Consider the following 26,893-nt stretch of genomic DNA (forward strand, 5'->3'; position numbering starts at 1 on the left):
TGAAAGAATGAAAAAATATTATTGACTTTATTTAAAAGTATGATATAATAATAAATGTCTTTCAGAAAAAAATGTCTGGTAATGATGGCAAAGAGGTCACACCCGTTCCCATTCCGAACACGGAAGTTAAGTTCTTTTGCGCCGATGGTAGTTGGGGGTTTCCCCCTGTGAGAGTAGGACGTTGCCAGGCAGTTTTTTAAAACCACATTGTATTATTCCGCAGTAGCTCAGTGGTAGAGCATTCGGCTGTTAACCGAACGGTCGTAGGTTCGAGTCCTACCTGCGGAGCCATATGGAGAGCTGTCCGAGTGGCCGAAGGAGCACGATTGGAAATCGTGTAGACGGGTAACCCTGTCTCAAGGGTTCAAATCCCTTGCTCTCCGCCATTCTAAATAACGTGGCCCCTTGGTCAAGCGGTTAAGACACCGCCCTTTCACGGCGGTAACACGGGTTCGAATCCCGTAGGGGTCACCATATACATAACGGAGGATTAGCTCAGCTGGGAGAGCATCTGCCTTACAAGCAGAGGGTCGGCGGTTCGATCCCGTCATCCTCCACCATTATTTAATCAAATTTCATCATTTCTATTATCGCGGGGTGGAGCAGTTCGGTAGCTCGTCGGGCTCATAACCCGAAGGTCGCAGGTTCAAATCCTGTCCCCGCAATCTGGTCCGGTAGTTCAGTTGGTTAGAATGCCTGCCTGTCACGCAGGAGGTCGCGGGTTCGAGTCCCGTCCGGACCGCCATTTTATTTACTAGTTAAACAAGCTTGTTGTTCATATAAATTAACTGGCTCAGTAGCTCAGTCGGTAGAGCAAAGGACTGAAAATCCTTGTGTCGGCGGTTCGATTCCGTCCTGAGCCATCAGTAACTTAATATGGAGGGGTAGCGAAGTGGCTAAACGCGGCGGACTGTAAATCCGCTCCTTCGGGTTCGGCAGTTCGAATCTGCCCCCCTCCACCATTAATTATAGGGGTATAGTTTAAAGGTAGAACAAAGGTCTCCAAAACCTTCGGTGTGGGTTCAATTCCTACTACCCCTGCCAACTTACAAATTCATCTTACATCATGGCGGTTGTGGCGAAGTGGTTAACGCACCTGATTGTGGTTCAGGCATTCGTGGGTTCGATTCCCATCAGTCGCCCCATTTTTAAACATAATGAATTAATTTTTGAATATATATGTAACAATGGGCTATAGCCAAGCGGTAAGGCAACGGATTTTGATTCCGTCATGCGAAGGTTCGAATCCTTCTAGCCCAGCCATATGCGGAAGTAGTTCAGTGGTAGAATACAACCTTGCCAAGGTTGGGGTCGCGGGTTCGAATCCCGTCTTCCGCTCCAAAAGATGGCGGCATAGCCAAGCGGTAAGGCAGAGGTCTGCAAAACCTTTATCACCGGTTCAATTCCGGTTGCCGCCTCCATAAAGTTTTTGCCGGTGTGGCGGAATAGGCAGACGCGCACGACTCAAAATCGTGTTCCGTAAGGAGTGCCGGTTCGACCCCGGCCACCGGTATCAAATGGTCGAGTGAAAGAAAATGCAATCGAAAAAGAGTTCTCACACTTTGTGGGAGCTCTTTTTCGATTCTTCATAAATAGCAAAAATAGTGTCTTAATACAGGAAGCCTTTGATAATGTAGGATTTTTTCTTATTACGCAAACGGACCAGATTGTGGAACAATACGCTCAAAGAAATTTTAATATCTAAATTAAAGTTTAGCATAGTTTGTGTGTGGGAACTTATACTATAGGGAGGTTAGTTTAATAAGAAAAGAAATTTTAAATATAAAAACACAGGGTTAAACTACCCCGTGTTACATTACTTCTGTTTATCTAACGCTAATTTCAACCCTTTTTGATAATATTGCGTCATCGTTTCTTCAGGAACCATGCTTCCACCAGTCCCCCAAATAATATGTGTACCCTTACTCATCTTTTCTGTTAAACTATGCTTCTGTAAATAATCGATGCCCTCTTTACATAATTTACTTGGTCCTATCATGCCTGCTAGTGCAGAAGGTTCTAAGTGGATCCCCTCTGTATCGACTAGTTCTTTTAGCAACTTATACAACTGTTCATCACTAACCGTATAATTACCACTTAAAAAAGGCTCCATAGTTTTACCGACAAACCCAGATGGCTTTCCTACAGCAAGTCCATCCGCGTCTGTTACATTATCGATACCAACATCTTGTACAGAAACTTTATCATGAAGTCCAGTCATTAAACCGAGTAACATACATGGTGAGTGGGTAGGTTCTGCAAAGAAACAGTGAACATGGTCTTGATACAATAATTTCAATCCAAAAGCTACGCCACCAGGGCCGCCACCTACTCCACATGGAAGGTAAACAAACAAAGGATGATTTTCATCAATTGTTATCTCTAGCTCTTCTAATTGTTTCTTCAATCGAGATGCAGCCACTGCATATCCTAAAAATAGGTCGTGAGAATTTTCATCATCCACAAAATAACATGTTGGATCACTATCTGCTTGGATTCGACCTTCTTCTACAGCTTTACTATAATCAGCTTCATATTCAATAACTTTGACATTTTTGCTTCTAAGCAAGTCTTTTTTCCACTGTTTTGCATCAGCTGACATATGAACAGAAACATTAAAACCTAACTTTGCACTGATGATGCCAATACTAAGTCCTAAATTTCCAGTCGAGCCTACTGCGATTGAATATTGTGAGAAGAAAGTTCGAAACCTATCACTATCTAAAATTGAATAATCATTTTGAATCGTTAACAATTGATGTTGAAAAGCTAGTTCTTCTGCATGTTTGAGAATTTCATAAATCCCGCCTCTTGCTTTAATAGATCCTGATATAGGAAGGTGACTATCACATTTTAGTAATAATTCGCCTAATATAGGTTGTTGATACTCCTGTTCTAAGGATTGTTTCATCGAAGGAATTCTTACTAAAGGAGATTCTATGATACCATTCGATGCTTTTGTTTCAGGGAAAACCTTGGCGATATATGGGGCAAAACGTTTCAACCTTTCCTCTGCATCTCTTACATCTTCTAGAGTAAGGGGGGATTTTTTAATTCCCGTTTGAAATTTTTCGACATTTGGATTTATCCAAAATACTTCATCCATCGAAATGAGCTTATTTAGTAAAGGATATTGGTCTTTCCATGTTTGTAATTCCTGGCTTTCAATCTCTTTCATTTATTTGGTCCTCCTAATTATCTTGTAGTAAGGTGTTTTATAAATTATAATTAAATAAACTTAAATACAGTTTAACACACACTTAACTATATGTTAATTAATATTAACTTTATTTAAATTAAATTTAACATCTTATAAAGGAGTATCGATTATGGAAAATATAGATATTGGTAAGAAAGTTGAAAAATATAGAAAAGCTAAAGGATTGAGCAGTAGAGAGTTAGCAAAATTAGCTGATATTACACCTTCAATGCTAAGCCAAATTGAACGTGGATTGGCAAATCCTTCTATTCAAACCTTAAAGGTCTTAGCTAAAACCCTAAATGTTCCAACTTTTAGTTTTTTACTTGAAGAGACAATTACGGAGGATTTAATCGTTAGGTCCAGTAAACGTAAGAAAATGATCATTGATAATTTGTCTTATGAGTTATTGTCGCCGAATTTTACGGGGAATTTAACAACAGCGATTATGAACGTTCCTTCGAATACTTCTTCATCCGAAAATCTTCTAGAACATAAAGGAGAAGAAGTAGCATTTATTTTGGAAGGAAAAATTAAGGTGTATTTGGGTGAAGAAGAATATCTATTAGAAGCTGGTGATAGCGTGAAAATACCAGCAAATTTGAAACATAAATGGGAAAATAATTTTAGTGAAAAGGCAATTGTATTATTTTCAGTTACCCCACCTGCGTTTTAACAACCAACCGAAAGAATTCCCCTTCCTCAAGCCTGTGAAGGGGATGAATTTAGGTTGGCGTTAGCCAAAGGCTTTTATTTTCAGAACTAATGTTCAATGTAATTAGATGTTTCAAGTCCCTCGCGATTAAAGAGTGTATGATAAATTTAACCATTATTTATCAAAAATCCACACTGGTTGTTTATTGTGCGGTATACCCACCATCAAGTACAACAGCCTGCCCGGTAATGCCGCGTGCTTTCTCGCTTGCGAGGAAGATAGCGTAATCGGCAATTTCACTGACATCGAGTAAACGGTTTTGAGGCACCAGTGGATAAATGACTTCTTCCAAAACGCTTTCTAACGGTACTTGCCTTGTTTTTGCCAGGTCTTGCAGCTGTCCACGGACAAGTGGTGTATCTACGTAACCGGGGCAAAGGGCATTTACAGTGATACCTGAAGAAGCGCTTTCTAGAGCGGCGACTTTGGTTAACCCAATGACTCCGTGTTTAGCGCTGTTATAGGCGGCTTTGTTGGCAAAACCAATTAGGCCGTTAATGGAAGCAATATTGATAATTCTGCCAAATCCTTGTGCCTTCATAATTGGCAATACATGTTTGATGGCGATAAATGGGGCCGTTAACATGATTTTGATCATGAGTTCGAATGTTTCAGTTGGGAATTCCTCGATGGGAGAAACATGTTGGAGCCCAGCATTATTGATAAAAATATCGACACGACCGTATTTATTTTTTGTTTGTTCGATTAATTGGATAATGTCTTCTTCTTTAGCCACATCTGCTTTAAGGCCAATCACTTCTAAACCATTACCCTTAAGTTTTTGAGCAGATTCTTCGACCGTTTGTTGATTAAGATCGGACAATACAACTTTTGCACCGTTTTCTGCAAAAGACTTACCAATTTCGAAACCGATTCCTCTTGCTGATCCAGTGATGATGGCGACTTTTTGATTAACCATTTTACATTCCTCCAATAAAAATGTAATGGTTACTTGCAGAAATAGGTCATTGGCATGTGTACTTAGGAAATTTTAAAATAAGGGAAGTTAGTCTGTTTAATAAAAGGGAAGGGGAAGGTCTTTCAAAATTAGAATGTTAGGGTTGGGTTTTGATGAAAAGTCTATCACAATTATCGGAATTTTTAAAGAAAATTATTGAAGTTTTTTCAATTCTCATTTTTGGCATGATTTTTGCATGTATTACTTATAGCTACATATTGTACTAGAAAGAAGAAGTTGAAATGATAAAACAGATTGTACTCATAGGTTCTGGTGTGAAGGGGAGCAGAATTGCACAATCTTTTGTGGTCAGTGGGTATTCTGTCGTCATAAATGATATTAAAGTAGAATGCTTGTCTAAAGCAAAAGGAATAATTTCTGATAATCTTGCATTACTAGTCGAAGAAGGTGTGTTGACTAAACAGGAGAAGCAACACGCCCAATTTACTATTACGTATACTTGTGATTTTTGGGGGGCAAGGGACTTTATTGATTGCTGAGAGACTCTGAATCTAGTGGTATTTCCTTCCTTTTCCTATGTTATAATGAGTGAAACAAAGAGAAAATAAGGAGAATGGGTATGACCATTAATGATCAATCTATTCAATTTGAAATCTTAAAAGCGATCGTGGACAAATTACCGTTTGGCGTTTTTGTTACAAAAAATGAAAGTGATATCTTCATGTGTAATTCACTGATAGTAGAGTTTTTTTCCGAAAATCAACTAGATGTCAAACTTTCGATCATTACCGAAAAAAAGCTTAAGCCTAGAGTAAATACACCCATTCAGTTAAATGGGAACCAAGGTATTGTCCGAAAAGAAGTGATTATGATCTTAAAAGAAGAATATCAGCTTTATCTTCTTTTATTTTCAAATAATAAAAATGATTTTCTTAATATAGATAATCATGAAGAGCTACTATTTAAAGATATGATCGAATTTGCTTATGACGGTTTGGTCATGGTTTGTCCAAAAGGGTACGTTCAAATGCTGAGCCAGGCTTATGCGGATTTTCTTGGTGTGGATCAGGAAAGCTCGATTGGTAAGCATGTGACAGAGGTAATTGAAAACACTCGTATGCATATTGTCGCAAAAACGGGGAAACAAGAGCTAGCGGAGCTTCAAAAAATAAATGAAGGATATATGATCGTGACTCGATCGCCGATTCTGAAAAACGGGAAAGTGATGGGAGCTGTCGGTAAGGTATTATTCAAAAATGTTGGGCAGGTTACTGCTATATCTAAACGGATTAAATTGCTTGAGGTTGAGCTGAAAAAGTACAAAGGCGATTTCCGTGAAAGAAACAAGGCTTCTTATACGTTCGATCATTTAATCGGGGAAAGCGAGGCTTTTAATGAGGTAATTAACCAAGCGAGAAAGGCAGCTAAAAGTGATTCAAATGTATTATTATTGGGTGAAAGCGGAACAGGTAAGGAGTTGTTTGCCCATTCCATTCATAATGCTAGTCGTCGTGCTATGGGGGTATTTGTTAAGGTAAACTGTGCTGCGATTCCAGCAGAGCTATTAGAATCAGAGCTTTTTGGCTATGAAGAAGGTTCTTTTACAGGTGCAAAGAAAGGTGGAAAAGCAGGGAAGTTTGAAGCGGCAGACGGCGGTACTATTTTTCTTGATGAAATAGGTGAACTGCCGATGCATATGCAGGTGAAATTACTACGTGTTTTACAAGAAAAAGAGATTGAACGTGTAGGTTCCGCTGGTAGTATCCCGATTGACGTGCGCGTGATTGCTGCAACGAATCGTAATTTAGAAGAAATGGTAGCGAAGGGTGAATTTCGACTTGATTTGTATTATCGCTTAAAAGTTATGGAAATTACGATTCCATCGTTGAAAGAACGGCAACCGGATATAGAAATTTTAGTCAATCATTTTATCGATAAATACCAACAGATTATGAAAAAACAGGTAAAAGGAATTTGCGAGCATGCTTTGCGTTTACTTACTTTGCATTCGTGGCCTGGTAATATTCGAGAGTTAGAGAATATTATTGAACGCGCCTTGAATTTCGTAGATGAAGGAACAGTCATCGGGAAAGAACATCTACCTGAAGAAATAGCTGGTCATAGAGAAATAAATTCAATTCGTTCATTAGTTGAAGTGATGGAAGATACGGAGCGTAATACGATTTTAGCTTGTTTAGGGATGACTCAAGGAAATAAATCTGAAACAGCGAAACAATTAGGTGTTAGCCGGACAACACTGTATGAAAAAATGAAGAAATATGGTTTGTTATCTTAGGGAAAGCTGTCTTGAAAAAGGTATGCTCTAAATACTCTACAAACAGTGTGCTAAATAAACTTGTAAATACTGTATTTAGGAATTGTGAACCTTTACCTTTGAGACAGTTTTTTTACTTGCGAAATAAGATGTGTTAGAAAATCCGTACATGAAAAAAGGAGAAATCTATCATGTGTAAGATAAACCGAACATGGTTTGGACCATCTATTACTTGTTGTTAATAAAAACGAACAGTGATTGGATAGTTTTAGAATTTTTTCGGACAAATTCTAATTGATTTTACGATGATTGATCTTTTATTAAAATTTTTTAAACAAAGAACGTGTATTGAATTATCGCTTTAAGAAAATGAATCGTTAAGTTTGGCATGAAACTTGCATAGATATAAGATGAATGGTTTCTCTGTGAGATAGATAGTTTGCAAGCATGTACATGGTAGTTAGGATTTTATTTATGTAAGCGTTATCAAAGGTGAGGGAGTTAGTCATCATCCTATTTGATCTGACTTGGGGAAGGCAGGTTTTAATGGGAATAAGCTAATTTAGAGAATCATAGTTATCTTGATAGGCTGAAGATTTTGAAGATAGGAAAGTATAGGTTTCTTTATAGGTTCTGATGTCTAGCTCCAGCTCCTAACCCCTCGAGGTCATAAGCCAATCAAGCTAAGGGTGAGAAAACCATTCTTCCTATATCTTGCCTGTCTTATGCTATGCCTGAGGTTGACCAAGGCGCTTGCGCTTTTCATATGGGGATGGGTTTTAATTTGAATCAAAGGGGGAATTTACTTGGCTATTCAGATTATTGCTATTGTGTTGGCTTTAGGTTTGTTGATCTTTTTGGCGTATCGGGGTTATCCAGTTATTATTATTGCGCCACTTGTTACATTACTTGCTGTTGTTTTATCTGGAGGACTTTTGTTGCCAAGCTATACGGAAACGTATATGACAAATGCTGCTAACTATGTGAAATCATTCTTCCCAATCTTTTTATTAGGGGCCATTTTTGGGAAAGTGATGGAGATGAGCGGTGCAGCGGCATCGATTGCGCAAACGATCGTAAAAAAATTAGGATCGCAGCGGGCGATTTTATCTGTTGTGTTAGCCTGTTCCGCGTTGACATATGGCGGGGTTTCCTTGTTTGTAGTTGCCTTCGCTGTGTATCCATTCGCAGCTGCTATTTTTAAAGAAGCAGATATTCCTAAACGACTTATTCCGGGAGCAATTGCGCTTGGAGCATTTACTTATACAATGGATGCACTGCCAGGAACACCGCAAATCCAAAATATCATTCCAACGAATTATTTTGGAACAGATACTTATGCAGCACCATTAATGGGAATTATCGGAGCCATTATCGTATTTATTGGCGGAATGATCTGGCTGGAGCGTCGTCGTAAACAAGCTTTGGTCAAAGGGGAAGGGTATGGAACTGGCCATATTAATGAACCAGAAAGTACAGAAATGGCTTCACTTCCTAATTTTTGGCTGGCGATTGTACCACTCGTACTTGTAATCTTATTCAATTATTTGTTTAGCCGTAGCGGAATTTCCGTTAAGAACTGGTACGATCAAACCGTATTAGCGGACACATTTAATATAGCTAATGTTAGTACAGTTACTTCTTCTTGGTCATTGATTGTTGCTTTAACAATTGGGGTACTGGCAGCGATGCTTTTAAATGTTAAACGGATTAAAGTAAAGCTGGCAAGCGGATTAACAGCTGCTGCAATGGGTTCATTGCTAGCTATTTTTAACACAGCCTCTGAAGTTGGGTTTGGGAATGTAGTCAAAACATTACCCGGCTTTAAAGTAATTCAAGACTCAGTTTTCAATGCTAGTAGCAACCCACTCGTCTCTGAAGCGATTGCTGTAAACGTTCTTGCAGGTATTACCGGTTCTGCTTCTGGCGGATTGTCCATCGCTTTGGAGGTAATGGGAAGTCACTATTTGCAATTGGCACAAAACCTTGGCATTTCGCCTGAAATGCTACACAGGATTGCTTCCATGGCTTCCGGTGGAATGGATACACTTCCACATAATGGAGCAGTAATCACATTGCTTGCCATCACAGGGTTAACACATCGTCAATCTTATAAAGATATTTTTGTCATTACGATTTTGAAAACAGTGGCCGTATTTATTCTTGCATTTTCCGCATCATTATTTATCTAAAGAATACGAAAGAATGGGGATGGAAAAATGGGAAAAGTTCTATCATCATTAGACGAAGTCATTCAACAAATTGAGGATGGCGCGACAATCGTTGTTGGTGGCTTTGGCTTATGTGGAATTCCAGAAAAATTAATTACGAGTTTACGAGATAAAGGATTAAAAGATTTAACAATAGTCAGCAATAATTGCGGTGTCGACGACTGGGGACTAGGTTTGCTTTTGGAAAATAAACAAATAAAAAAAATGGTCGCTTCTTATGTAGGCGAAAATAAATTGTTTGAACAACAATTTTTAAGCGGCGAACTTGAGGTAGAGCTTGTTCCTCAAGGTACACTTGCTGAACGCCTACGAGCAGGAGGAGCGGGAATTCCCGCTTTTTATACAGCTACAGGGGTAGGGACAGAGGTCGCTAAAGGGAAAGAGCATAAAGAGTTTGATGGCAAAACATATATTATGGAAAAAGGAATTGTTGGCGATTTTGCGTTTGTGAAGGCGTGGAAGGCGGATCCGTTTGGCAATCTTGTTTATCGGAAAACGGCTAGAAACTTTAATCCCGTAGTCGCCACAGCTGGGAAAGTGACAATCGCAGAGGTTGAAGAAATAGTTGGAATCGGTGAACTGAATCCGGATGAAGTTCATACGTCTGGCGTGTACGTTCAAAAAGTTTTCGTTGGTGAGAATTATGAGAAACGAATTGAAAGGCTTACAACAGCTAATGCATAAAAGGAGGGTTTGTTATGACTGGGAGAAAACGTATTCTAGAGCGTGCCGTTAAAGAAATACAAGATGGAATGTGTGTGAATTTAGGAATCGGGATGCCTACCTTAATTGCTAATATGATTCCAGAAGATGTCGATGTCATGTTGCAATCAGAAAATGGCTTACTTGGAATTGGTGCTTATCCGAAAGATATCGAAGTGGACCCAGATTTAATTAATGCCGGAAAAGAAACGGTCACAGCAAAAGCAGGTGCTTCCTATTTCGATAGTGCTGAATCGTTTTCGATGATTCGTGGTGGCCATATTGATCTTGCCATACTTGGTGGGATGGAGGTTGCCGAAAATGGCGACTTGGCAAACTGGATGATCCCAGGGAAAATGGTGAAAGGAATGGGTGGCGCAATGGACTTAGTGCAAGGCGCTAAACGAATAGTCGTGATTATGGACCATGTGAATAAGCATGAAGAGTCCAAAGTCAAGAAGGTTTGTACATTGCCACTAACTGGTCAAGGCGTCGTACATTGCCTAATCACTGACTTAGCGGTATTCCACTTTACTGAAGCGGGGATGGAATTGATTGAGCTACAAAAAGGGGTTACACTTGATGCAGTAAAAGCGAAAACGGAAGCGGATTTTGTGGTGAGTGAATCGCTTTCGGTAAATCACTAATTAATCTGGAGTTTTAGCTTCATGATAGCAAAAGAGGGAGAAGCGATGGCTTTTCTCTCTTTTGGATTTTTGCTGGAAAATATTACTGAACTTTCCGATGAGTTTTTGAATACCCAATACAAACTGATAATATTGTTTAAGAAAAACTTGTCTCATACATAAATTTCGTAAAAAAGAATGAAAACTAGTCATTCATATTAGGACTCTTTTTTCTCTTTTCATCCTAGTCAAAGGTGTATATGATAGAGTTATACATAATTTGAACTAGGAGCTGTTGAACTTGATTAAAGCGATCTTTTTTGATTTGGATGATACCCTTTTATGGGACCAAAAAAGTATAAGTGAAGCATTTAAAGCTACTTGCGAGTTTGCTGTAGAGAAGTATGAAGTAGATGCTTTGCAATTAGAGGAAGCAGTGCGAGAAGAAGCGAGGAAACTTTACGCATCGTATGATACCTATTCTTTTACACAAATGATTGGCATTAACCCGTTTGAAGGGTTGTGGGGGGATTTCGGTGATGAGGGGATCGAATTTGGGAAGATGAAGGAGTTTGCGCCTGCTTACCGCCGAGATTCTTGGACTAGGGGCTTAAAGTCGCTTGGGATCAATGATGAAGAATTTGGTGCTGAATTAGCGGAACGCTTCCCTCAAGAGCGGAAAAAGCGGCCTTTTCTTTATGACGAAACGTTCCAGGTATTGGATGAGCTACATGATAAATATCGTTTATTATTGCTGACAAATGGTTCACCAGAATTACAAAATACGAAACTAGCTATTACACCTGAGCTTGTTCCATATTTTGACCATATTGTTATTTCTGGAGGATTCGGAAAAGGGAAGCCTGACGTATCCATTTTCGAACATGCATTAGAACGGATGAATATGAGTAAGGATGAAGTCTTAATGGTTGGCGATAATTTAATGACAGACATCCTTGGAGCATCCCGCTTAGGCATCCAATCAGTATGGATTAATCGTCATGAAAAGGAACGGAATGAAGTAATTCCTACTTATGAGATTACACATTTAGAAGAGTTGTATCCCATTTTGCAGTCTTTGAAATAAAAGAATCAATTGCATGAAAAAGTTCTCCTATGGGGGACTTTTTTAATTTCACGAAAGCCCCGTAGAATTTTTTTAAAAAAGAGTTGCAAAAATCATGAAAGAAATATATAATTAATTTTATTGATAAGGAAACGCAAATTTCGACAAATTACATGCGGGTGTAGTTTAGTGGTAAAACCTCAGCCTTCCAAGCTGATGATGAGAGTTCGATTCTCTTCACCCGCTCCATACATAGCTACTAACGCAGTGTTTCGTTACATAGAGAACGAGGCATTGCGTTTTTTTATGTTTATCAAGGATTTGATTTCATTATGAGGTTAGGTCCTTTTTTGAGTGGAAGTTATTTGACCTTTTCCAAATAGATAATACAACCTTGCTAATTTATATCGTGTGCAAAAATATGACGTACATCCATTGACAAGAATATAAAAAAAGTGTAAATTTTAAACAACTACTTTGCATAATCAAGTAGTTACTTTTTTAGCAAGCTATCTTGCATAATCAATTAGTGGTTTTTCAAACAATTAAACGTAACTGGCGTAGTTTTTTTGATCACTATCTTGTTTAGCCTAATAGTTGTTGAAGGATGGTGTATATGTCGATAAGAAGTCAATTATTAAAAGGGATTTTAGATGGATGTGTATTGGCGGTGATCGAGAAAGAGACCGTTTATGGGTATGAGCTTTCACAAAAACTGCAAGACATTGGATTAGAGGATGTAAGTGAAGGGACGATTTATCCTGTTTTACTAAGACTTCAAAAGAATGGATTAATTAGAGGAGAGATGAGACCATCTGATTTTGGACCTAATCGAAAATATTATTATTTAACTTCTGCTGGACAAGAAGCTTTATCCACCATTATTGAGGAGTGGAAACAAATATCTGATCCAGTCAATGAATTATTAAAAGGAAGGTGAGTAAGGAATGGAGGCAAGAAATATGTTATCAGCTAAAAGTGAAACCTTTATTGATAATCTAAGACTTTATCTTATGACTTCAGGAAAAAATGAAAGTGAGATAAAAGAACTGATAGAGGAATTAAGGGTTCATCTCCTTGAAACACAAAAAAACGGAAGAAGTATCGATGAAATCATTGATGGTACCCCAGAACAATATATGGTTTCATTAAAAAGAGAAATGAAAACTGATTATAAAAGTCTTATAAAAAATCTACCGTTCTATTTTACAGGAGTCATTGCTTACTTAATAATGGGGCCTGCCATTAGAGGCGAATTTGAACTAAATATGGTCCAAGTTATTGGATTTCCCATCATCGCTGTAATTGGACTTCTTATTTACGTTTTCTTTTTACAACAGTCAGGGAAAAAGCAATTTTCAAACAAAAAGTTTTTTCTTGTAGGAATTATTGCAAGTTCAAGTGTGACCGCCCTTTTTATCATCCTATTGGTGGGAAGTGGACTTATTGTCGAACCTTTCTACAAAGGGAGCACGACAGCCAATTGGATCATTGTGACCATCTGCACTTGTATTTTTGTCTCTTGTGCTATCTGGAGTAAAGTATGGTTTCCCATTTGGATTCCAGCAATATTATTCATCCCAGATTTCCTTTTCCGTTTTTCAAATTTAACGGATGAAACGATTCTCATTATTGGTTTTGCATCCTTTATTCTTCTCTTTGTTTTAATCCTTTTAAGTCTTGTCATAACAGAAAGATATAAGGTAAAAGTCTAATGGTTATCCTCCATAGTTAGTACCAACTATAGACTGGGATTATATTAGTTCTTTTCAATGGATTTATAGTTTGATGTGTAACTTGTCATGATTTGTTCAAATCTCTATCCTTCGAAGGAATAGAAACTGGATCGATTGGATGAAAATGAATGGTATATAGTAACTTAAATTCTTATTTGTAAGCTCTAAAATTTCGTCAGTTCCATCAATTCTAAACGGTACATGCATATGTAGCCGTTCATATTAGCAGAAACGGGGTAGTAAAATGAAAGCATTAATCTTTGAGTCGTTTGGTGGTCCAGAGGTATTGCACTATAAAGAGATATCAGACCCATCCATTAAGAAAGGAGAAATATTGGTGCGAATGAAGGCGATAGGATTGAACTTCGCTGATGTTTACAGAAGGAAGGGGAATTATCATTTAGCAGGTCTACCGCCCTATATTTTAGGCTATGAAGGTTCTGGTATCGTCGAAGAAGTAGGTGTGGGGATTACTGATATTAAAGTTGGTGACCGAATTGCATTTGCGGATGTGCCGTTTGCCAATGCAGAATTGGTTGCTGTTCCTGTTGAAAAAGCCATTTTGTTACCAGATGATATTTCTTTTGAAACGGCATCAAGTGTTTTACTTCAAGGGTTAACGGCTCATTATTTAACAAAGGATAGTTTTGAAGTCAAAGCAGGAAACTCTGTTCTTGTTCACGCGGCAGCAGGAGGTGTTGGACAACTCCTTGTTCAGATCGCTAAACTGCTTGGCGGGCAGGTTATTGGATTAACCTCTTCAACAATAAAGGCGGAGGCAGCATATTTAGCTGGAGCGGATCATGTATTCCTATATGATGAAAAATGGTATGAAAAAGTAAAAGAAGTGACAAATGGTCGAGGAGTGGACGTCGTTTATGAGTCCGTGGGTTCGACTATAGGAGACAGTTTTGAAGCAACAAAAATCTGTGGTACGGTTGTGTTTTATGGCATGGCAGGTGGCGATCCTGCTCCAGTTGATCCACGTATGCTGATGGATACTTCAAAAACCCTAACTGGTGGAGACCTTTGGAATGTTCTAACTTCTTATGAAGAAAGGAATACACGCTCAAGACAATTATTTAACTGGATTATTGATGGAAAACTAGTACTGAAAGAACCGACTACATTTGCTTTAAAGGATGGCGCAAAAGCACATAAATTACTGGAAAGTCGAAAAAGCACAGGGAAAATCTTATTGATTCCATAAAAATCATGAGAGTTTATTAATCCTAAAAACTTTCTTTATAAGTAATCGCGCCTTTTGTATGATTTAGTTCTGGGATTGCAGCATCAGCTTTTTTTAATACCTCAGTACAAAAACACCGTCCGATGATTTGGACGGTGTTTAGAGTCTTCAAAATTACTCTAACTGTAAGGAAGAGGGTCTATTTAACGATTGTATAAAACCCTTCACCGCCATGAACTTGTAGAAACATTTTCATTAATGATTGTGTCAGCTTATCTGCTTCATCTAGTGAAGTAGAGGGCTTCAGGTAAATAATTTGTAGGGCAGAAGTTGTTGTTTCCGTTACCTTGGTACGCTCTGAATCAACGAAAGGACTGCCGAAAGGTCCACTTTTGTCGGCTGATATAATCATATCTTTCATGGAATTGTAGCGGCCATTTAACCCATCGTATTGATCGGTTTCTTCGCCAATTTTTAGCGTGACATCTCCCTCTATTTGGTCGAGGTTATATATACCAATTGGCACCTCGTATTGTAGAGAAAAGAAATTGTTTAAGTCGATGGCAGAATGGATAGGCTGTATGTAATTTTGTTTGCTTATTCGGCGATACAGGGCTTCAACAGACGGTCGGTAGCGTGATGGGTTTGTTCCAGTTGCTTTGAATGTTTGTCGCCATTCTGTAATTCCAGAAAGATCCCTTAATTCTTTGTCTTGAAGATCAAAGAAGATCGATTCCTGAAATAGCTGGAGCCTGCCTTTGACCATTTGCGGCGAGTCGCCTATTACAATATTTTTATAAGAAATAATGCCCGCTTTAAAATTAGGAATTTTATCACGAAGTATGGAGTCAATCTGAACTTCCAAACCTTTCACCTCCAAAAATGGTTGGATATAGTTTATCATAGATGAGAAAGGTTTAAGAAGGAGTATGCTCCTTTTAGTTAGTTGGTAGGAGTGAATGATGTGGATATAGATGCATTTAAGCAAGAAGTGATTCAATATAGTAAGGAAATTGGCATAGATAAGATTGGTTTTACAACGGCTTCAACGTTTCAGGAAATGAAGAATTTACTTATTCGTCAGCAGGAATTAAATTACCAATCGGGCTTTGAAGAGCCAGATATCAATAAAAGAGTGGATCCAACATTGATTTTCAATGAACCGAGATCGATTATTTCGATTGCGCTTGCTTATCCTTCGAAAATGAAGAATGCACCGCAAAGTAAGAAAGGTGAACGTCGTGGGATTTTTTGCCGAGCATCATGGGGACAGGATTATCATGTTGTTCTACGTAAGAAACTACAACTACTTGAAGATTTTATTAAGGGAAAAGTGCCAGGAGCCATGGCGAAATCAATGGTTGATACTGGTGAACTAGTTGACAGAGCCGTTGCAGAGCGTGCTGGGATTGGTTGGAGTGGAAAGAACTGTGCAATTATCACTCCCGAATTTGGTTCGTATGTTTATTTAGGGGATATGATTACAAACATCCCTTTTGCATCAGATCAACCGATTGAAGATCAATGTGGCACATGTAATAAATGTGTGGACGTATGCCCGACAGGTGCACTCGTTCAAGGCGGACAGCTGAATGCGAAGCGTTGTATTGCATTTTTGACGCAAACAAAAGGATTTTTACCAGATGAATTCCGGACGAAAATCGGCAATCGATTGTATGGTTGTGATACATGTCAGACTGTTTGCCCGAAAAATAAAGGCATGGATTTTCACTTTCATGAAGAAATGGAGCCTGATCCAGAGTTGGCTAAGCCGTTATTGAAGCCGCTCCTTACAATTTCAAACCGCGAGTTTAAGGAGAAATACGGCTCCGCATCAGGATCTTGGCGAGGTAAAAAGCCGATTCAACGAAATGCGATTTTAGCGTTAGCTCATTTTAAAGATGAGACTGCACTGCCAGATTTGATAGCTGTTATGAAAGAAGATCCACGACCTGTCATACGCGGGACAGCTGCATGGGCAATTGGTAAAATCGGTGGGGATGAGACGGTACCCTTGCTTAAAGAAGCACGTGAACAAGAGACGGACGAAGAAGTACTAGCAGAAATTGATAAAGGTCTTCGTTTTAGTACGATAACTGAGTAATGAAGGTTCGACCTTTCGTGAGGAATTGCGGGGGTCAGCCTTTTTTTGTGTTTTTACTGAAGTTTTATACATATATCTTATCATATGGGTTTATTCCTATTTTAAATGTGTAAGAAAATCAGGAAAATTATAGAGGTAAAATAGTAGATAAATCCTTGGATCTCATTCATCTGTATAAACCGCGTTTTTCGGGTTAAGATCCCAACCGATGGAAGTTTCACTTTAAGAGGAGGGATTCGTTTGAAACTTCAGCTAAAAGCGATTGTGCAGAAGCGAATTGAACAATATATTGGAAAGTCGCGTGAAGAGGTAGAAGGAAAACTCTTACGTAAACAAAATTTATTTAAACAACGGGAAGCAGAAATTGTCCATGTTAAGGCAACTGGCCAAGTGCTATCTAGGCATGAGAAGCAGAATGAAACAGAATTAGATTATCAGCTTCATCTTCAATATTTTATTAAACAGGGAGACACTTTCTTCATTGAAGAAGAAACAGAAGATAGGAGAGTCACGTTTCAAGATGGAAGAGTGGTCAGTGATTATGAAAATGAAAGAATATATGGTCAGAATCGGGAAGAATGCGAAATCGATGTCGTTGCGGAAAGAATGGATTATACGTACGATCGCTTGAAGGCCGTAAAATATGCAGAAAGATGGTGGAATGATTTCAATCCAGCTTATCCGAAGTTTACTGATGATTGTTCAAGTTTTATCTCACAATGTCTTCATGCTGGAGGAATTCCGATGTGGGGAAGCCCGAATCGAAATAAGGGATGGTGGATGTCAGGGAAGAGTTGGAGCTTTAGCTGGACAGTTGCGAATGCATTGCAGCAGCTACTTGCAGGAGGAAAGGGAATTAGGACAAAGCAAGTTCGTACGGCTGAACAATTGAATTTGGGGGATATTATTTGTATTGATTTTGAAGGAGACGGCCGATTTAATCATTCGTTGATGGTGACAGCTAAGGATGAATACGGAATGCCGCTTGTGAATGCACATACCACAAACAGTCGACATCGTTATTGGACTTATGAAGATTCAAGCGCCTATACGCCTAATATTGTTTACAAGTTTTACAAAATTCTTGACGGAAGCTGATGATGAGGCACAAGGTGCATTTAGTGATATAATATGGATTGAAGTTTATACTAGAGGTGAACAGAACGTGGCAATACATGTCGTTTTATATCAACCAGAAATTCCGGCCAATACCGGAAATATCGCAAGAACCTGCGCGGCAACCGATACGAAGTTGCATTTAATTCGTCCGCTTGGATTTTCCACAGACGATAAAGCTTTGAAAAGGGCTGGACTAGATTATTGGCATCATGTTGATATTCAATATTATGATTCTTTGGATGAGTTTTTTGAACAAAATGAGGGCGGGGATTTCTATTATCTGTCCAAATTTGGAGAAAAACCACATACTGGTTTTGATTACAGCAACCAAGATCGTGAAATTTATTTCTTGTTTGGTCGGGAGACTACAGGGCTTCCTAAGGAATTAATCCAACAGCAAAAAGACCGCTGCCTTCGTATACCGATGACTGGAAATGTTCGCTCGTTGAACCTTTCTAACACGGCTGCCATTCTCGTTTATGAAGCGTTAAGACAGCAAAATTACCGGGAGCTCGATTTGAAGCTAGAAGATTGACTTAAAAGTACGTGTTCAAAAAGGAGGATAAAAGAGCGGGAAAGTTGTGCGAGCGCATCTCGAGAACCTTTCGCGTATGTAGTAATACGTGAGGATCAGAGAGACAGAGCTTTGGTGCAATTCGCAAGCTTTTTTACCGGACTTGTTGAACATCATTTAAAAGGGCCGGTTTAAAAGCTGAGCCCTTTTTTACTAAGCTCTGTTAGATGAAGCTGTTGATTTATGGCTCATTTTTCTCTTGCCGATGAAACGGTGATTTCACATGATTCAAATAAAAATCATTTTATCATCGATTTGGGTGAATAAAGCTTTACCAAATGAACTTACATGAGGGTGAATAGGGTATGAATGAAATTATTGCAAAGATAATGGATCATCGTTCCATTCGATCATTTCAAGACAAGCTATTAACGTCTGAACAGATTGAAGTAATTGTCCAATCTGCCAAAGCAGCTTCTACTTCAAGTTTTGTACAAGCGTATTCGATTATCGGGATTACGGATCCTGTGAAAAAAGCGGCTTTGGCAGAACTTTCCGGTCCACAGTCTTATGTAGAACATAATGGACACTTATTTATATTTTGTGCAGATTTGCATCGTCTTGAGATTGTAGCGGAAATGGAGGAACTGGATTTATCTGTGCCGTTAGAAAGTACGGAAAAATTCATGGTTGCGACCATTGATGCTGCACTTGCCGCCCAAAATGCTGCTTTAGCTGCGGAATCGATGGAACTTGGTATTTGCTATATTGGCGGCATTCGCAATCATTTACCTGAAGTAATAAAGCTTCTCAATATTCCATCCAAGGTCATCCCGTTATTCGGTATGGCTGTCGGGTATCCAATGGGGCAAAGTGAAAAAAAGCCACGTCTACCTATTGAAAATGTGTATCATGAAAATGAGTATCAGCCTGATAAAGAGGAATTTATTGCTCAATTGGAGAATTATAATGATACGATTTCCGGGTATTACCGAAAACGGACGAATGCCGTTCGGAAAGATACATGGACAAGACAAATGGCCGGGATGATTACGAAAAAAAGCAGAATGTATATGAAGGATTTTATAGAACGTCAAGGCTTGAACAAACGATAAAGAAAAACTTTCATCAGGGGTTATTATTTTTTGTAAGCGGGATAAATATGAGCTACCCGTACAAATGTAACGAAACCTTTTTTAAGTAGTGTTTTGAGTAGAGCCATAAGCATTTATGAATCGTTCTATTTTCTGTGTTCAGAATGAGGCGATGAAATAGTTGACATAGAAATCGAAGACAAAGCCGTAGCGATCATTCTAAAAAAGGATGTCCCATTTGAGACATCCTTTTTTAGAATGATCGCTACATTTTAAGTAAAGCCCTTATTAATTCTACCCCATTTAAACTTTGCCACGTGTTTTCTCTTACTTTTTCACAAATGGTTTGTCATTGTATCCAGCTGTGAAAATTGCGACTAAAAATGTCACCATGACCGCAAGAACAATTACCGTTCCCATTATGTACCCCCCTCTAAAACCGAATTCTTCCAATATTGCGTATAAAGGTAGTATACCCCAATTTTTCAACGTTGTGAATGTTAATGGAGGGAATTTTTTGAATAGTACATGGGGCGTTTCCGAATTGCTTTTTCATTTCGTCTGAACTTTTGTACATGTTTGTCAGATTCGGTGCATAGATTAAAGTATTCATCTCTGATAGGTAACAAGGGGAGGTTGCTAAAGATGGACATTTTAGGAAAAATTGCGAGATTTAGAGAAGAAGAGCACAAGTTAAAATGGGAAGGCACCTTCGCGGAATATTTGGAGATTGTCAAAGAACAGTCATGGGTTGCACAATCTGCACATTCACGTGTATATAACATGATCAGAGATGCTGGTATAGAAGAAGTTAATGGAACACGGAAGTATAACTTTTTTAGTGGTCAATTATTTGGATTAGAGGAGTCGCTTGAACGCCTTGTAGAAGAGTATTTCCATCCGGCTGCAAAACGATTAGATGTGAGAAAAAGGATTTTACTCCTGATGGGACCGGTATCGGGGGGGAAATCGACGCTCGTTTCAGCACTGAAGCGAGGGTTAGAATCGTATTCACTTAAAGATACAGGTGCTATTTATGCAATAAAAGGTTGTCCAATGCATGAAGATCCACTTCATTTAATTCCACAAAATTTACGCCAAGACTTCTTTGATGAATATGGTATTCGCATTGAAGGGAATTTGTCTCCACTGAATTTAATGAGGCTTGAGCAGGATTATGGAAAGAGAATTGAAGATGTGATCGTTGAGCGGGTATTCCTTTCCGAAGATAAACGGGTAGGCATTGGAACATTCAGTCCATCTGACCCGAAATCTCAAGATATTGCTGACTTAACAGGAAGCATTGATTTCTCGACGATTGCCGAGTTTGGATCGGAGTCTGATCCACGTGCATACCGATTTGATGGTGAGTTAAATAAAGCAAACCGAGGGATGATGGAATTTCAAGAAATGCTGAAGTGTGATGAGAAATTTCTCTGGCATTTACTTTCGCTTACACAGGAAGGGAATTTTAAAGCAGGTAGATTTGCACTGATTTCTGCTGATGAACTCATTGTAGCCCATACAAATGAAACCGAGTACAAATCATTCATTTCAAATAAGAAAAATGAAGCCCTGCATTCACGAATCATCGTTATGCCAATTCCATACAATTTAAAAGTAACAGAAGAAGAAAAGATTTATGAAAAGATGATTAACGAAAGCGATGTCCATAATGTTCATATCGCGCCACATACATTAAAAGTAGCAGCGATGTTCAGTATTCTGACCAGGATGAAGGATCCGAAAAAAGGAGATATCGATTTAATTAAGAAAATGCGTCTCTATGATGGTGAAAACGTAGAAGGCTTCAATTCAGCGGATATTAATGAGCTGAAAAAAGAGCATCAGGATGAAGGGATGAGCGGAATTGACCCACGATATGTGATCAACCGCATTTCTTCGACGATTATTCGCAAAGAAAACCCATCGATCAATGCACTTGATGTACTTCGTTCTTTGAAAGAGGGGCTTGACCAACATCCTTCGATTACAGCTGAGCTACGTGAAAAATATTTAAATTTCATTTCACTTGCACGCAAGGAATATGACGCGATTGCGAAAAATGAAGTTCAAAAAGCATTCGTGTATTCATATGAAGAATCGGCGAAAACATTAATGGATAATTATCTCGATAATGTCGAAGCATACTGCAATAAATCGAGACTGCGCGATCCATTAACTGGTGAAGAGATTTCTCCAGATGAAAAGTTGATGCGTTCGATTGAAGAACAAATTGGAATTTCAGAAAATGCGAAGAAGGCGTTCCGTGAAGAAATTTTGATTCGAATTTCGGCCTACGCTAGAAAAGGAAAACGGTTTGACTATAATTCACATGACCGTCTGCGTGAAGCCATTCAAAAGAAACTATTTGCTGATTTAAAAGATGTTGTCAAAATTACAACATCTTCGAAAACACCAGATGAGAGCCAATTGAAGAAAGTGAATGAAGTAGTGGCAAGGCTAATCGAAGAGCATGGCTACAATTCTACATCTGCAAATGAATTGCTCCAGTATGTTGGCAGTCTATTGAATCGATAAAGTGAAACTTCAATCAGTGGGGCCCCTCTAAGCCTTGAGGTGGGGGGCATGACTTTCTGTTAATGAGGGATAAACATGGGAAGGGTCTGACTTTTGCTTTTAGAGGTCAGATCCTTTTTGCCTCAGAAAAGGGTAAAAAGAAAGGGGGAACTGGCTTTAAAGATTCAGGAGATCGTAAAGCATGATCAATAAGTAAGGTGGAAGGGATGCTATGGCATCCCTTCAGCTTTTAGATAAAAAGATCTAGGTTAAATAGGAGTTTTAGTGTTTAGTTTTGCGAATTGCCTATTATTTTACATATTCTTTACTTTTAGATATTTCCCTATTAACACGAAAAAATGTAATGGACAGGGTCACTCTACTTATTAAGAATGAATGAGACTCAGCATAAAAGGCCTGTACAGTTTAAAGGTATTTGCCTATTTTTTAAATTTTTTTGTAAATTATTGCGTGTCCTTGCATAGGATAGAGTAATACAATCTTTTACGAAAATAATTTACAAAGTCTATGGAAGTTTCACGTTATAGTATTAGGGTTATAAAGATTTCCGCACTACCGTATCATATGCAAGGAGATAAAGGATGGTTCGAGAATGTATTAGAAATAAGAAGACTAATTCATAGAATATCGGTGTATAGCACGATACACGATCATGATTGCGATAATTGTACGGACTTCGATATTTGCAAAAAGAGTGTGGGAGAAGTAGTCAAAGTTTCATAAAGCCGCCTGTGTGTCATCGGCCAGAGACAAGTCAATCTGTCAAAAAAATCATAAAGCGATCTTTATGCCTGCTCATTTTGTTCTTGTCGCCGATAAGCAGACGCATTATGCTTTGCTATTAAGGGGGGAAAGTGTATGACGAAAGAGAATAATCATCAGTTTGCAATTTCACAGGAGGATTGGTCCCTCCACCGAAAAGGTTTTGATGATCAACAAAGACATCAGGAAAAGGTGCAAGAAGCGATCAAGAATAATCTTCCGGATTTAATTTCTGAGGAAAGTATTATCATGTCTAATGGAAAAGACGTCGTGAAAATCCCCATTCGTTCACTGGATGAATATAAGATCCGTTATAACTATGATAAAAATAAGCATGTAGGTCAAGGTGACGGAGAAAGTCGAGTTGGAGATGTAGTGGCAAGAGATGGCTCACCAGAAAAAGGACCAGGTAAAGGTCAGGGAGCAGGGGACTCGGCAGGAGAGGATTATTATGAGGCGGAAGTAACCATGCTTGAAATTGAAGAGGCATTGTTTAGTCAGTTAGAACTTCCAAATTTACAGCGCAAAGAACGGGATGATAACACAGTAGAGGATATTGAATTTAATGATATTAGAAAAACGGGTTTGATGGGAAATATCGATAAGAAGAAAACGATGATCTCTGCATTTAAACGAAATGCCTTAAGTGGTGATCCAGGTTTTCATCCGATTTATAAAGAAGACTATAAATTTAAAACCTGGAATGAAATCGAAAAGCCGGACTCTAAAGCAGTCGTTTTAGCGATGATGGATACGTCAGGAAGTATGGGACTCTGGGAAAAGTATATGGCTCGTAGCTTCTTCTTCTGGATGAATCGTTTTCTCCGGACGAAATATGAATCCGTTGAAATCGAATTTATTGCTCACCATACAGAAGCCAAGGTCGTTTCAGAAGAAGATTTCTTTTCAAAAGGAGAGAGCGGTGGTACGATTTGCTCATCCGTCTATCGCAAAGCTTTAGAGCTCGTTGACACAAAATACGCCCCTGATAGATTCAATATCTACCCATTTCATTTCTCAGACGGTGACAATCTTACCTCAGATAACGCCCGCTGTGTAAAACTCGTCGAAGAACTCATGAAGGTATCTAATATGTTCGGTTATGGAGAGGTCAACCAATACAATCGCCACTCAACTCTTATGACAGCCTACAAAAATATTAGCAACGAAAAGTTTCGCCATTATATTTTAAAACAAAAATCTGATGTTTTTCACGCGATGAAGAGCTTTTTTAAAAATGAAGAAACACAAATACATGCTTAATTAGAGCAAACGCAGAACAAGATTTCTTGGTCTGCGTTTATTTGTTATGATGGGGGTGGAGTATAAAAATTTAAAGAATACACAGTATGCCATGTATTGGGCAAGAATGAGAAATGGGTGAAAAAGATTGAACGATTCACATACAGATTTTCAAATTTCTTTGCAAAATATCGAATTTCTTGCACCTAGAGTAAACAAAGGAATTAAGATCATCCTTGTTATAAATGGTGAATTAAAAATTGAAACCAATAGTCGTTTTTATCATTTGGAAGAAAAAGACTTCCTTGTTATTAATCGCAATCAGCTTTATCAGGTCCAAGGAAGTGAAAGTAATAGCACGCTTGCTTTAACTATCTCGGATGCCTTTATGGATCATCATTACGCGGAGTATCGGAATCGTCGATTTGAATGTTATTCCAGAGAAATCGATATGGGAAGAGATGACATGATTCAATCCATTCGAAGACTGCTTGCAAATGTGATGGTCAGCCATTATAGACAAGAAGAAAGCTATAAGATCGAGATTCATGGAAATATCAGTCAAATACTTTTGATCCTCATCCGTCGTTTCAAAGAAGAGGGTAGTGTCTTTGAAAGAGCAGATACGGACAACTTACGATTATCCCAGATGATTGACTATATGGAAAAGAATTATGAGCAGATGATTACCTTAGAAAAGGTAGCCGAGAAATTTTATCTTTCTACGAGCTACCTATCCCGCTATTTTAAAAAAAAAATGGGGATGGGGTTCAGCCGTTTTTTAATGAATATCAGGCTTAAACATAGCATGAAGGATTTACTATATACGTCTGATTCCATTTCGCAAATTGCCATGAACAATGGATTTCCCAATTCTAAGTCCTTCTCTAGCCTTTTTAAAGAAGTATACGAAATAACCCCTCATGCTTATCGGGAAAAACATGGGATACAAACAGAAGATTCTGTTCAAAGCTATAGCATTGAGGATGCTGCGATGTTGATTCGTTCACCAGAAATAGTTGCGAATTTAAGCAGTCTGCTGATGGAAGATCAAAAGTCGTATTCTCACACTGAGACGCGTTTTGATAAGCTGTCAATCAACTTGTCCAAGCCGTTATCGTTGAAATTAAATTGCCCAGATCACATTCTTAATATTGGAGAAATCATCGAATTATTAAAGGAAGATGTTCAATCTCAAGTACTGGCAGTGAAACAAGATTTACAGCTTCGGTATATTGGAGTTCATCATCTGCTTAGCCGCACAGTGATTCCTCCAGAGGTAGAAACAGATGAAGCGATTGCGACAACCTCTCCATATTTCAATATTGATCGTGCACTAGAATTTCTAAAAAAGCATGATTTGGCTCTATTCGTACGGATTGATTATAAGGATATTTCAAGTAATGAAGATCGTTATTTTACTAAGCTCACTCAATTCATGAGGCATTGTTTGCAAATATACGGAGAAGCGTTTGTTAAACACTGGCATGTTATGTTTTATGAGTCGTATTCTACAGGTGTCGAAGCGAAAGAGCTTCAAAGAATCTATCTAAAATTACATGGAGTACTGAAAAAGTATATTGGATTGATTCATGTTGGGGTTTATATGCCGTTTTCTTTCCACAAAGAAAAAACAAGCGATCATCATATATGGCAATTAGGATGCAGTGAGTACATAGATTTTATCGGCTACAGTGCGAACCAAAATGAGTTTATTGACTTTGAAGAAATGGTAGATGACTCGTTCCAATTAGCGAAGGATTATATTAAAGAAAAAACAAGTAAGATGAAGCGGTATTTTAAAAAAAACCATTTAGAAAAACCGCTCCATCTCGTATCATGGAATACATTGTCTGGAAATACCCGATTTACAAACGGCACTTTTTTTCGGGGAGCTTTAGTCTTAAAAAACGTTTTGGATATCGCGAATGACGTGGAATCGGTCGGATTCTGGATTAACACAGAAGTCCATGAAGAGGGGGGGAGGGATCAGCGTTTTCGAATGGACGGCTTAGAATTATTCCATTATTTTAACGGAAAGCGTCCTGCTTATTTTGCCATGATGTTCTTAAAACGTCTTCATGGCGAAGTTGTGGCACACGGTTCAGATTACGTGATGACGCAAAATGAGCGAGGTTTTCAATTGGTATTGATGAATTGTACAATTGTTAATCCTTATTTCTCACTCGAAGAGACGATCCTTCAAAAACTTAATAAAGATATTCGCATTACTATTTCTGGATTACAAACTGGCGAATATCAAATACGTAAACAAGTGTTTGACAAAGAACATGGAGCTTTATATACGAAATGGTGGAACTTAAACAGTAACCATGGAATGGATGCCGAAATTATTGATTACATCATCAATTCCAGCCGGCCTTCTTTGGAATTATTTGATGAAACGATTGATGGAAATTGGTCATTTTATTCCTACTTGACGAGCAACGCAATTCACTTCTTTGATATTCGAAAAACATATCAATAAATAAAAGGATCAGACCCCCAGCGAAAGAATATGGGGTTTGATCCTTTTCTGCTTTTAAAAAACATCTTTAATAATAGATGGTAAAAAATCAACCCTCTTTTTTTTACCTGATTCGAGACGAGGTTTAATATTGCACGCCAAATGGTATAAAACAACATAAGAATTAACTCTACTGATTTACCTGGATTTTTTATAATGAATGTAGAGAAAATAAACATAAGGTTCCTGCTAAGATTTGTTCTAATAGATTATTTTTACAAATTAAAGCTATTATGGATACTATTTCTATTGTGAAAACTTTACCCTATGCAAATGATAGAGGTAAGTAATCATTTAATCTTTAGGAAATCTGACAGAAATCTAATCAAAAC

At 38.3% G+C, this 26,893-nt stretch carries 21 protein-coding genes, 15 tRNA genes and 1 rRNA gene; 34 read left to right on the plus strand and 3 right to left on the minus strand.

The window, feature by feature from the left end; genetic code table 11:
* Window positions 1-74 precede the first annotated feature (74 nt).
* The 15 genes from rrf to AC1MGI_RS09720 all read left to right on the plus strand — a co-directional run bounded on the left by rrf (window position 75) and on the right by AC1MGI_RS09720 (window position 1,513).
* Window positions 75-190: ribosomal RNA gene (rrf, locus tag AC1MGI_RS09650) — 5S ribosomal RNA — on the plus strand.
* 26 nt (window positions 191-216) lie between these two features.
* Window positions 217-291, plus strand: a tRNA-Asn gene (locus AC1MGI_RS09655).
* 3 nt (window positions 292-294) lie between these two features.
* A tRNA-Ser gene (locus AC1MGI_RS09660) sits at window positions 295-386 on the plus strand.
* A gap of 13 nt (window positions 387-399) precedes the next feature.
* A tRNA-Glu gene (locus tag AC1MGI_RS09665) sits at window positions 400-474 on the plus strand.
* 10 nt (window positions 475-484) lie between these two features.
* Window positions 485-560, plus strand: a tRNA-Val gene (locus tag AC1MGI_RS09670).
* Between the two features lie 31 nt (window positions 561-591).
* Window positions 592-665, plus strand: a tRNA-Met gene (locus AC1MGI_RS09675).
* Window positions 666-668: 3 nt separating this feature from the next.
* A tRNA-Asp gene (locus AC1MGI_RS09680) sits at window positions 669-745 on the plus strand.
* Window positions 746-790: 45 nt separating this feature from the next.
* Window positions 791-863 (plus strand) — tRNA-Phe (locus AC1MGI_RS09685).
* 15 nt (window positions 864-878) lie between these two features.
* Window positions 879-962 (plus strand) — tRNA-Tyr (locus AC1MGI_RS09690).
* Between the two features lie 8 nt (window positions 963-970).
* Window positions 971-1,044, plus strand: a tRNA-Trp gene (locus AC1MGI_RS09695).
* Between the two features lie 25 nt (window positions 1,045-1,069).
* A tRNA-His gene (locus AC1MGI_RS09700) sits at window positions 1,070-1,145 on the plus strand.
* 43 nt (window positions 1,146-1,188) lie between these two features.
* Window positions 1,189-1,263, plus strand: a tRNA-Gln gene (locus AC1MGI_RS09705).
* Window positions 1,264-1,266: 3 nt separating this feature from the next.
* Window positions 1,267-1,341, plus strand: a tRNA-Gly gene (locus AC1MGI_RS09710).
* A 6-nt stretch (window positions 1,342-1,347) separates the two neighbouring features.
* A tRNA-Cys gene (locus tag AC1MGI_RS09715) sits at window positions 1,348-1,421 on the plus strand.
* A gap of 10 nt (window positions 1,422-1,431) precedes the next feature.
* Window positions 1,432-1,513: transfer RNA gene (locus AC1MGI_RS09720), tRNA-Leu, on the plus strand.
* A 303-nt stretch (window positions 1,514-1,816) separates the two neighbouring features.
* Here AC1MGI_RS09720 and AC1MGI_RS09725 read toward each other — a convergent pair.
* Window positions 1,817-3,178 (minus strand): D-serine ammonia-lyase, encoded by a 1,362-nt coding sequence (locus AC1MGI_RS09725; protein WP_480349518.1) that lies wholly within the window; start codon window positions 3,176-3,178, stop codon window positions 1,817-1,819.
* A gap of 151 nt (window positions 3,179-3,329) precedes the next feature.
* On the opposite strand from AC1MGI_RS09725, the gene AC1MGI_RS09730 reads away from it, so the two are divergent.
* Window positions 3,330-3,875 (plus strand): helix-turn-helix domain-containing protein, encoded by a 546-nt coding sequence (locus AC1MGI_RS09730; protein WP_480349519.1) that lies wholly within the window; start codon window positions 3,330-3,332, stop codon window positions 3,873-3,875.
* Between the two features lie 181 nt (window positions 3,876-4,056).
* Here the strand turns inward: AC1MGI_RS09730 and AC1MGI_RS09735 are convergent, their stop codons facing one another.
* Window positions 4,057-4,833 (minus strand): 3-hydroxybutyrate dehydrogenase, encoded by a 777-nt coding sequence (locus tag AC1MGI_RS09735; RefSeq protein ID WP_062182878.1) that lies wholly within the window; start codon window positions 4,831-4,833, stop codon window positions 4,057-4,059.
* 281 nt (window positions 4,834-5,114) lie between these two features.
* On the opposite strand from AC1MGI_RS09735, the gene AC1MGI_RS09740 reads away from it, so the two are divergent.
* The 11 genes from AC1MGI_RS09740 (at window position 5,115) to AC1MGI_RS09790 (ending at window position 14,679) form a co-directional block, all read left to right on the plus strand.
* Entirely contained in the window at window positions 5,115-5,372 is a 258-nt protein-coding gene (locus AC1MGI_RS09740) for a 3-hydroxyacyl-CoA dehydrogenase NAD-binding domain-containing protein (RefSeq protein WP_480349520.1), read from the plus strand.
* Between the two features lie 80 nt (window positions 5,373-5,452).
* Window positions 5,453-7,129, plus strand: coding sequence for a sigma-54 interaction domain-containing protein (locus AC1MGI_RS09745; RefSeq protein ID WP_480349521.1), 1,677 nt, complete (start codon window positions 5,453-5,455; stop codon window positions 7,127-7,129).
* 785 nt (window positions 7,130-7,914) lie between these two features.
* Window positions 7,915-9,300, plus strand: a complete 1,386-nt coding sequence (locus AC1MGI_RS09750) for a GntP family permease (RefSeq protein WP_480349522.1) — start codon at window positions 7,915-7,917, stop codon at window positions 9,298-9,300.
* A gap of 27 nt (window positions 9,301-9,327) precedes the next feature.
* On the plus strand, window positions 9,328-10,023 hold the full coding sequence (locus AC1MGI_RS09755) for a CoA transferase subunit A (RefSeq protein WP_480349523.1): 696 nt from the start codon (window positions 9,328-9,330) through the stop codon (window positions 10,021-10,023).
* Window positions 10,024-10,037: 14 nt separating this feature from the next.
* A complete protein-coding gene (locus AC1MGI_RS09760; RefSeq protein WP_480349524.1) occupies window positions 10,038-10,688 on the plus strand; it encodes a 3-oxoacid CoA-transferase subunit B in 651 nt (216 codons plus the stop codon).
* A gap of 21 nt (window positions 10,689-10,709) precedes the next feature.
* The gene (locus AC1MGI_RS09765) at window positions 10,710-10,850 is read left to right on the plus strand and encodes a hypothetical protein (protein WP_480349525.1); all 141 of its coding nucleotides are present in this window, start codon (window positions 10,710-10,712) and stop codon (window positions 10,848-10,850) included.
* A gap of 118 nt (window positions 10,851-10,968) precedes the next feature.
* Window positions 10,969-11,754, plus strand: coding sequence for an HAD family hydrolase (locus AC1MGI_RS09770; protein ID WP_480349526.1), 786 nt, complete (start codon window positions 10,969-10,971; stop codon window positions 11,752-11,754).
* A gap of 154 nt (window positions 11,755-11,908) precedes the next feature.
* Window positions 11,909-11,982: transfer RNA gene (locus tag AC1MGI_RS09775), tRNA-Gly, on the plus strand.
* A gap of 367 nt (window positions 11,983-12,349) precedes the next feature.
* Window positions 12,350-12,673 (plus strand): PadR family transcriptional regulator, encoded by a 324-nt coding sequence (locus AC1MGI_RS09780; protein WP_480349527.1) that lies wholly within the window; start codon window positions 12,350-12,352, stop codon window positions 12,671-12,673.
* A gap of 22 nt (window positions 12,674-12,695) precedes the next feature.
* A complete protein-coding gene (locus AC1MGI_RS09785; protein ID WP_480349528.1) occupies window positions 12,696-13,448 on the plus strand; it encodes an HAAS domain-containing protein in 753 nt (250 codons plus the stop codon).
* Between the two features lie 265 nt (window positions 13,449-13,713).
* Window positions 13,714-14,679 (plus strand): quinone oxidoreductase family protein, encoded by a 966-nt coding sequence (locus AC1MGI_RS09790; RefSeq protein ID WP_480349529.1) that lies wholly within the window; start codon window positions 13,714-13,716, stop codon window positions 14,677-14,679.
* Window positions 14,680-14,857: 178 nt separating this feature from the next.
* On the opposite strand, the gene AC1MGI_RS09795 is transcribed toward AC1MGI_RS09790, so the two are convergent.
* The gene (locus AC1MGI_RS09795; RefSeq protein WP_480349530.1) at window positions 14,858-15,523 is read right to left on the minus strand and encodes a B3/B4 domain-containing protein; all 666 of its coding nucleotides are present in this window, start codon (window positions 15,521-15,523) and stop codon (window positions 14,858-14,860) included.
* Window positions 15,524-15,622: 99 nt separating this feature from the next.
* Here AC1MGI_RS09795 and queG point away from each other — a divergent pair, with 99 nt between their 5' ends.
* The 7 genes from queG (at window position 15,623) to AC1MGI_RS09830 (ending at window position 26,522) form a co-directional block, all read left to right on the plus strand.
* Window positions 15,623-16,762, plus strand: coding sequence for a tRNA epoxyqueuosine(34) reductase QueG (gene queG, locus AC1MGI_RS09800; RefSeq protein ID WP_480349531.1), 1,140 nt, complete (start codon window positions 15,623-15,625; stop codon window positions 16,760-16,762).
* Between the two features lie 240 nt (window positions 16,763-17,002).
* Window positions 17,003-17,860, plus strand: coding sequence for an amidase domain-containing protein (locus AC1MGI_RS09805; RefSeq protein ID WP_480349532.1), 858 nt, complete (start codon window positions 17,003-17,005; stop codon window positions 17,858-17,860).
* A gap of 67 nt (window positions 17,861-17,927) precedes the next feature.
* Window positions 17,928-18,416 carry a tRNA (uridine(34)/cytosine(34)/5-carboxymethylaminomethyluridine(34)-2'-O)-methyltransferase TrmL gene (gene trmL, locus AC1MGI_RS09810; RefSeq protein ID WP_480349533.1) on the plus strand — a complete coding sequence of 163 codons (489 nt, stop codon included), beginning with the start codon at window positions 17,928-17,930 and terminating at the stop codon, window positions 18,414-18,416.
* Window positions 18,417-18,760: 344 nt separating this feature from the next.
* A complete protein-coding gene (gene nfsA, locus AC1MGI_RS09815) occupies window positions 18,761-19,510 on the plus strand; it encodes an oxygen-insensitive NADPH nitroreductase (RefSeq protein ID WP_480349534.1) in 750 nt (249 codons plus the stop codon).
* A gap of 624 nt (window positions 19,511-20,134) precedes the next feature.
* Window positions 20,135-22,030 (plus strand): PrkA family serine protein kinase, encoded by a 1,896-nt coding sequence (locus AC1MGI_RS09820; RefSeq protein WP_480349535.1) that lies wholly within the window; start codon window positions 20,135-20,137, stop codon window positions 22,028-22,030.
* Window positions 22,031-22,888: 858 nt separating this feature from the next.
* Window positions 22,889-24,055, plus strand: coding sequence for a sporulation protein YhbH (gene yhbH / locus AC1MGI_RS09825; RefSeq protein ID WP_480349536.1), 1,167 nt, complete (start codon window positions 22,889-22,891; stop codon window positions 24,053-24,055).
* 127 nt (window positions 24,056-24,182) lie between these two features.
* Window positions 24,183-26,522 carry a helix-turn-helix domain-containing protein gene (locus tag AC1MGI_RS09830; protein ID WP_480349537.1) on the plus strand — a complete coding sequence of 780 codons (2,340 nt, stop codon included), beginning with the start codon at window positions 24,183-24,185 and terminating at the stop codon, window positions 26,520-26,522.
* Window positions 26,523-26,893 lie beyond the last annotated feature (371 nt).

It is taken from the genome of Peribacillus sp. BM1 (genome assembly GCF_056679975.1).

Excerpts from the sequence above, each read along its gene's own strand:
- AC1MGI_RS09780 (WP_480349527.1), top strand. The coding sequence starts at position 12,350 with ATGTCGATAAGAAGTCAATTATTAAAAGGGATTTTAGATGGATGTGTA.
- AC1MGI_RS09730 (WP_480349519.1), top strand. The coding sequence starts at position 3,330 with ATGGAAAATATAGATATTGGTAAGAAAGTTGAAAAATATAGAAAAGCT.
- AC1MGI_RS09740 (WP_480349520.1), top strand. The coding sequence starts at position 5,115 with ATGATAAAACAGATTGTACTCATAGGTTCTGGTGTGAAGGGGAGCAGA.
- AC1MGI_RS09735 (WP_062182878.1), bottom strand. The coding sequence starts at position 4,833 with ATGGTTAATCAAAAAGTCGCCATCATCACTGGATCAGCAAGAGGAATC.
- AC1MGI_RS09790 (WP_480349529.1), top strand. The coding sequence starts at position 13,714 with ATGAAAGCATTAATCTTTGAGTCGTTTGGTGGTCCAGAGGTATTGCAC.
- AC1MGI_RS09785 (WP_480349528.1), top strand. The coding sequence starts at position 12,696 with ATGTTATCAGCTAAAAGTGAAACCTTTATTGATAATCTAAGACTTTAT.
- yhbH (WP_480349536.1), top strand. The coding sequence starts at position 22,889 with ATGACGAAAGAGAATAATCATCAGTTTGCAATTTCACAGGAGGATTGG.
- AC1MGI_RS09745 (WP_480349521.1), top strand. The coding sequence starts at position 5,453 with ATGACCATTAATGATCAATCTATTCAATTTGAAATCTTAAAAGCGATC.
- AC1MGI_RS09760 (WP_480349524.1), top strand. The coding sequence starts at position 10,038 with ATGACTGGGAGAAAACGTATTCTAGAGCGTGCCGTTAAAGAAATACAA.
- nfsA (WP_480349534.1), top strand. The coding sequence starts at position 18,761 with ATGAATGAAATTATTGCAAAGATAATGGATCATCGTTCCATTCGATCA.
- AC1MGI_RS09820 (WP_480349535.1), top strand. The coding sequence starts at position 20,135 with ATGGACATTTTAGGAAAAATTGCGAGATTTAGAGAAGAAGAGCACAAG.
- AC1MGI_RS09765 (WP_480349525.1), top strand. The coding sequence starts at position 10,710 with ATGATAGCAAAAGAGGGAGAAGCGATGGCTTTTCTCTCTTTTGGATTT.
- AC1MGI_RS09725 (WP_480349518.1), bottom strand. The coding sequence starts at position 3,178 with ATGAAAGAGATTGAAAGCCAGGAATTACAAACATGGAAAGACCAATAT.
- AC1MGI_RS09755 (WP_480349523.1), top strand. The coding sequence starts at position 9,328 with ATGGGAAAAGTTCTATCATCATTAGACGAAGTCATTCAACAAATTGAG.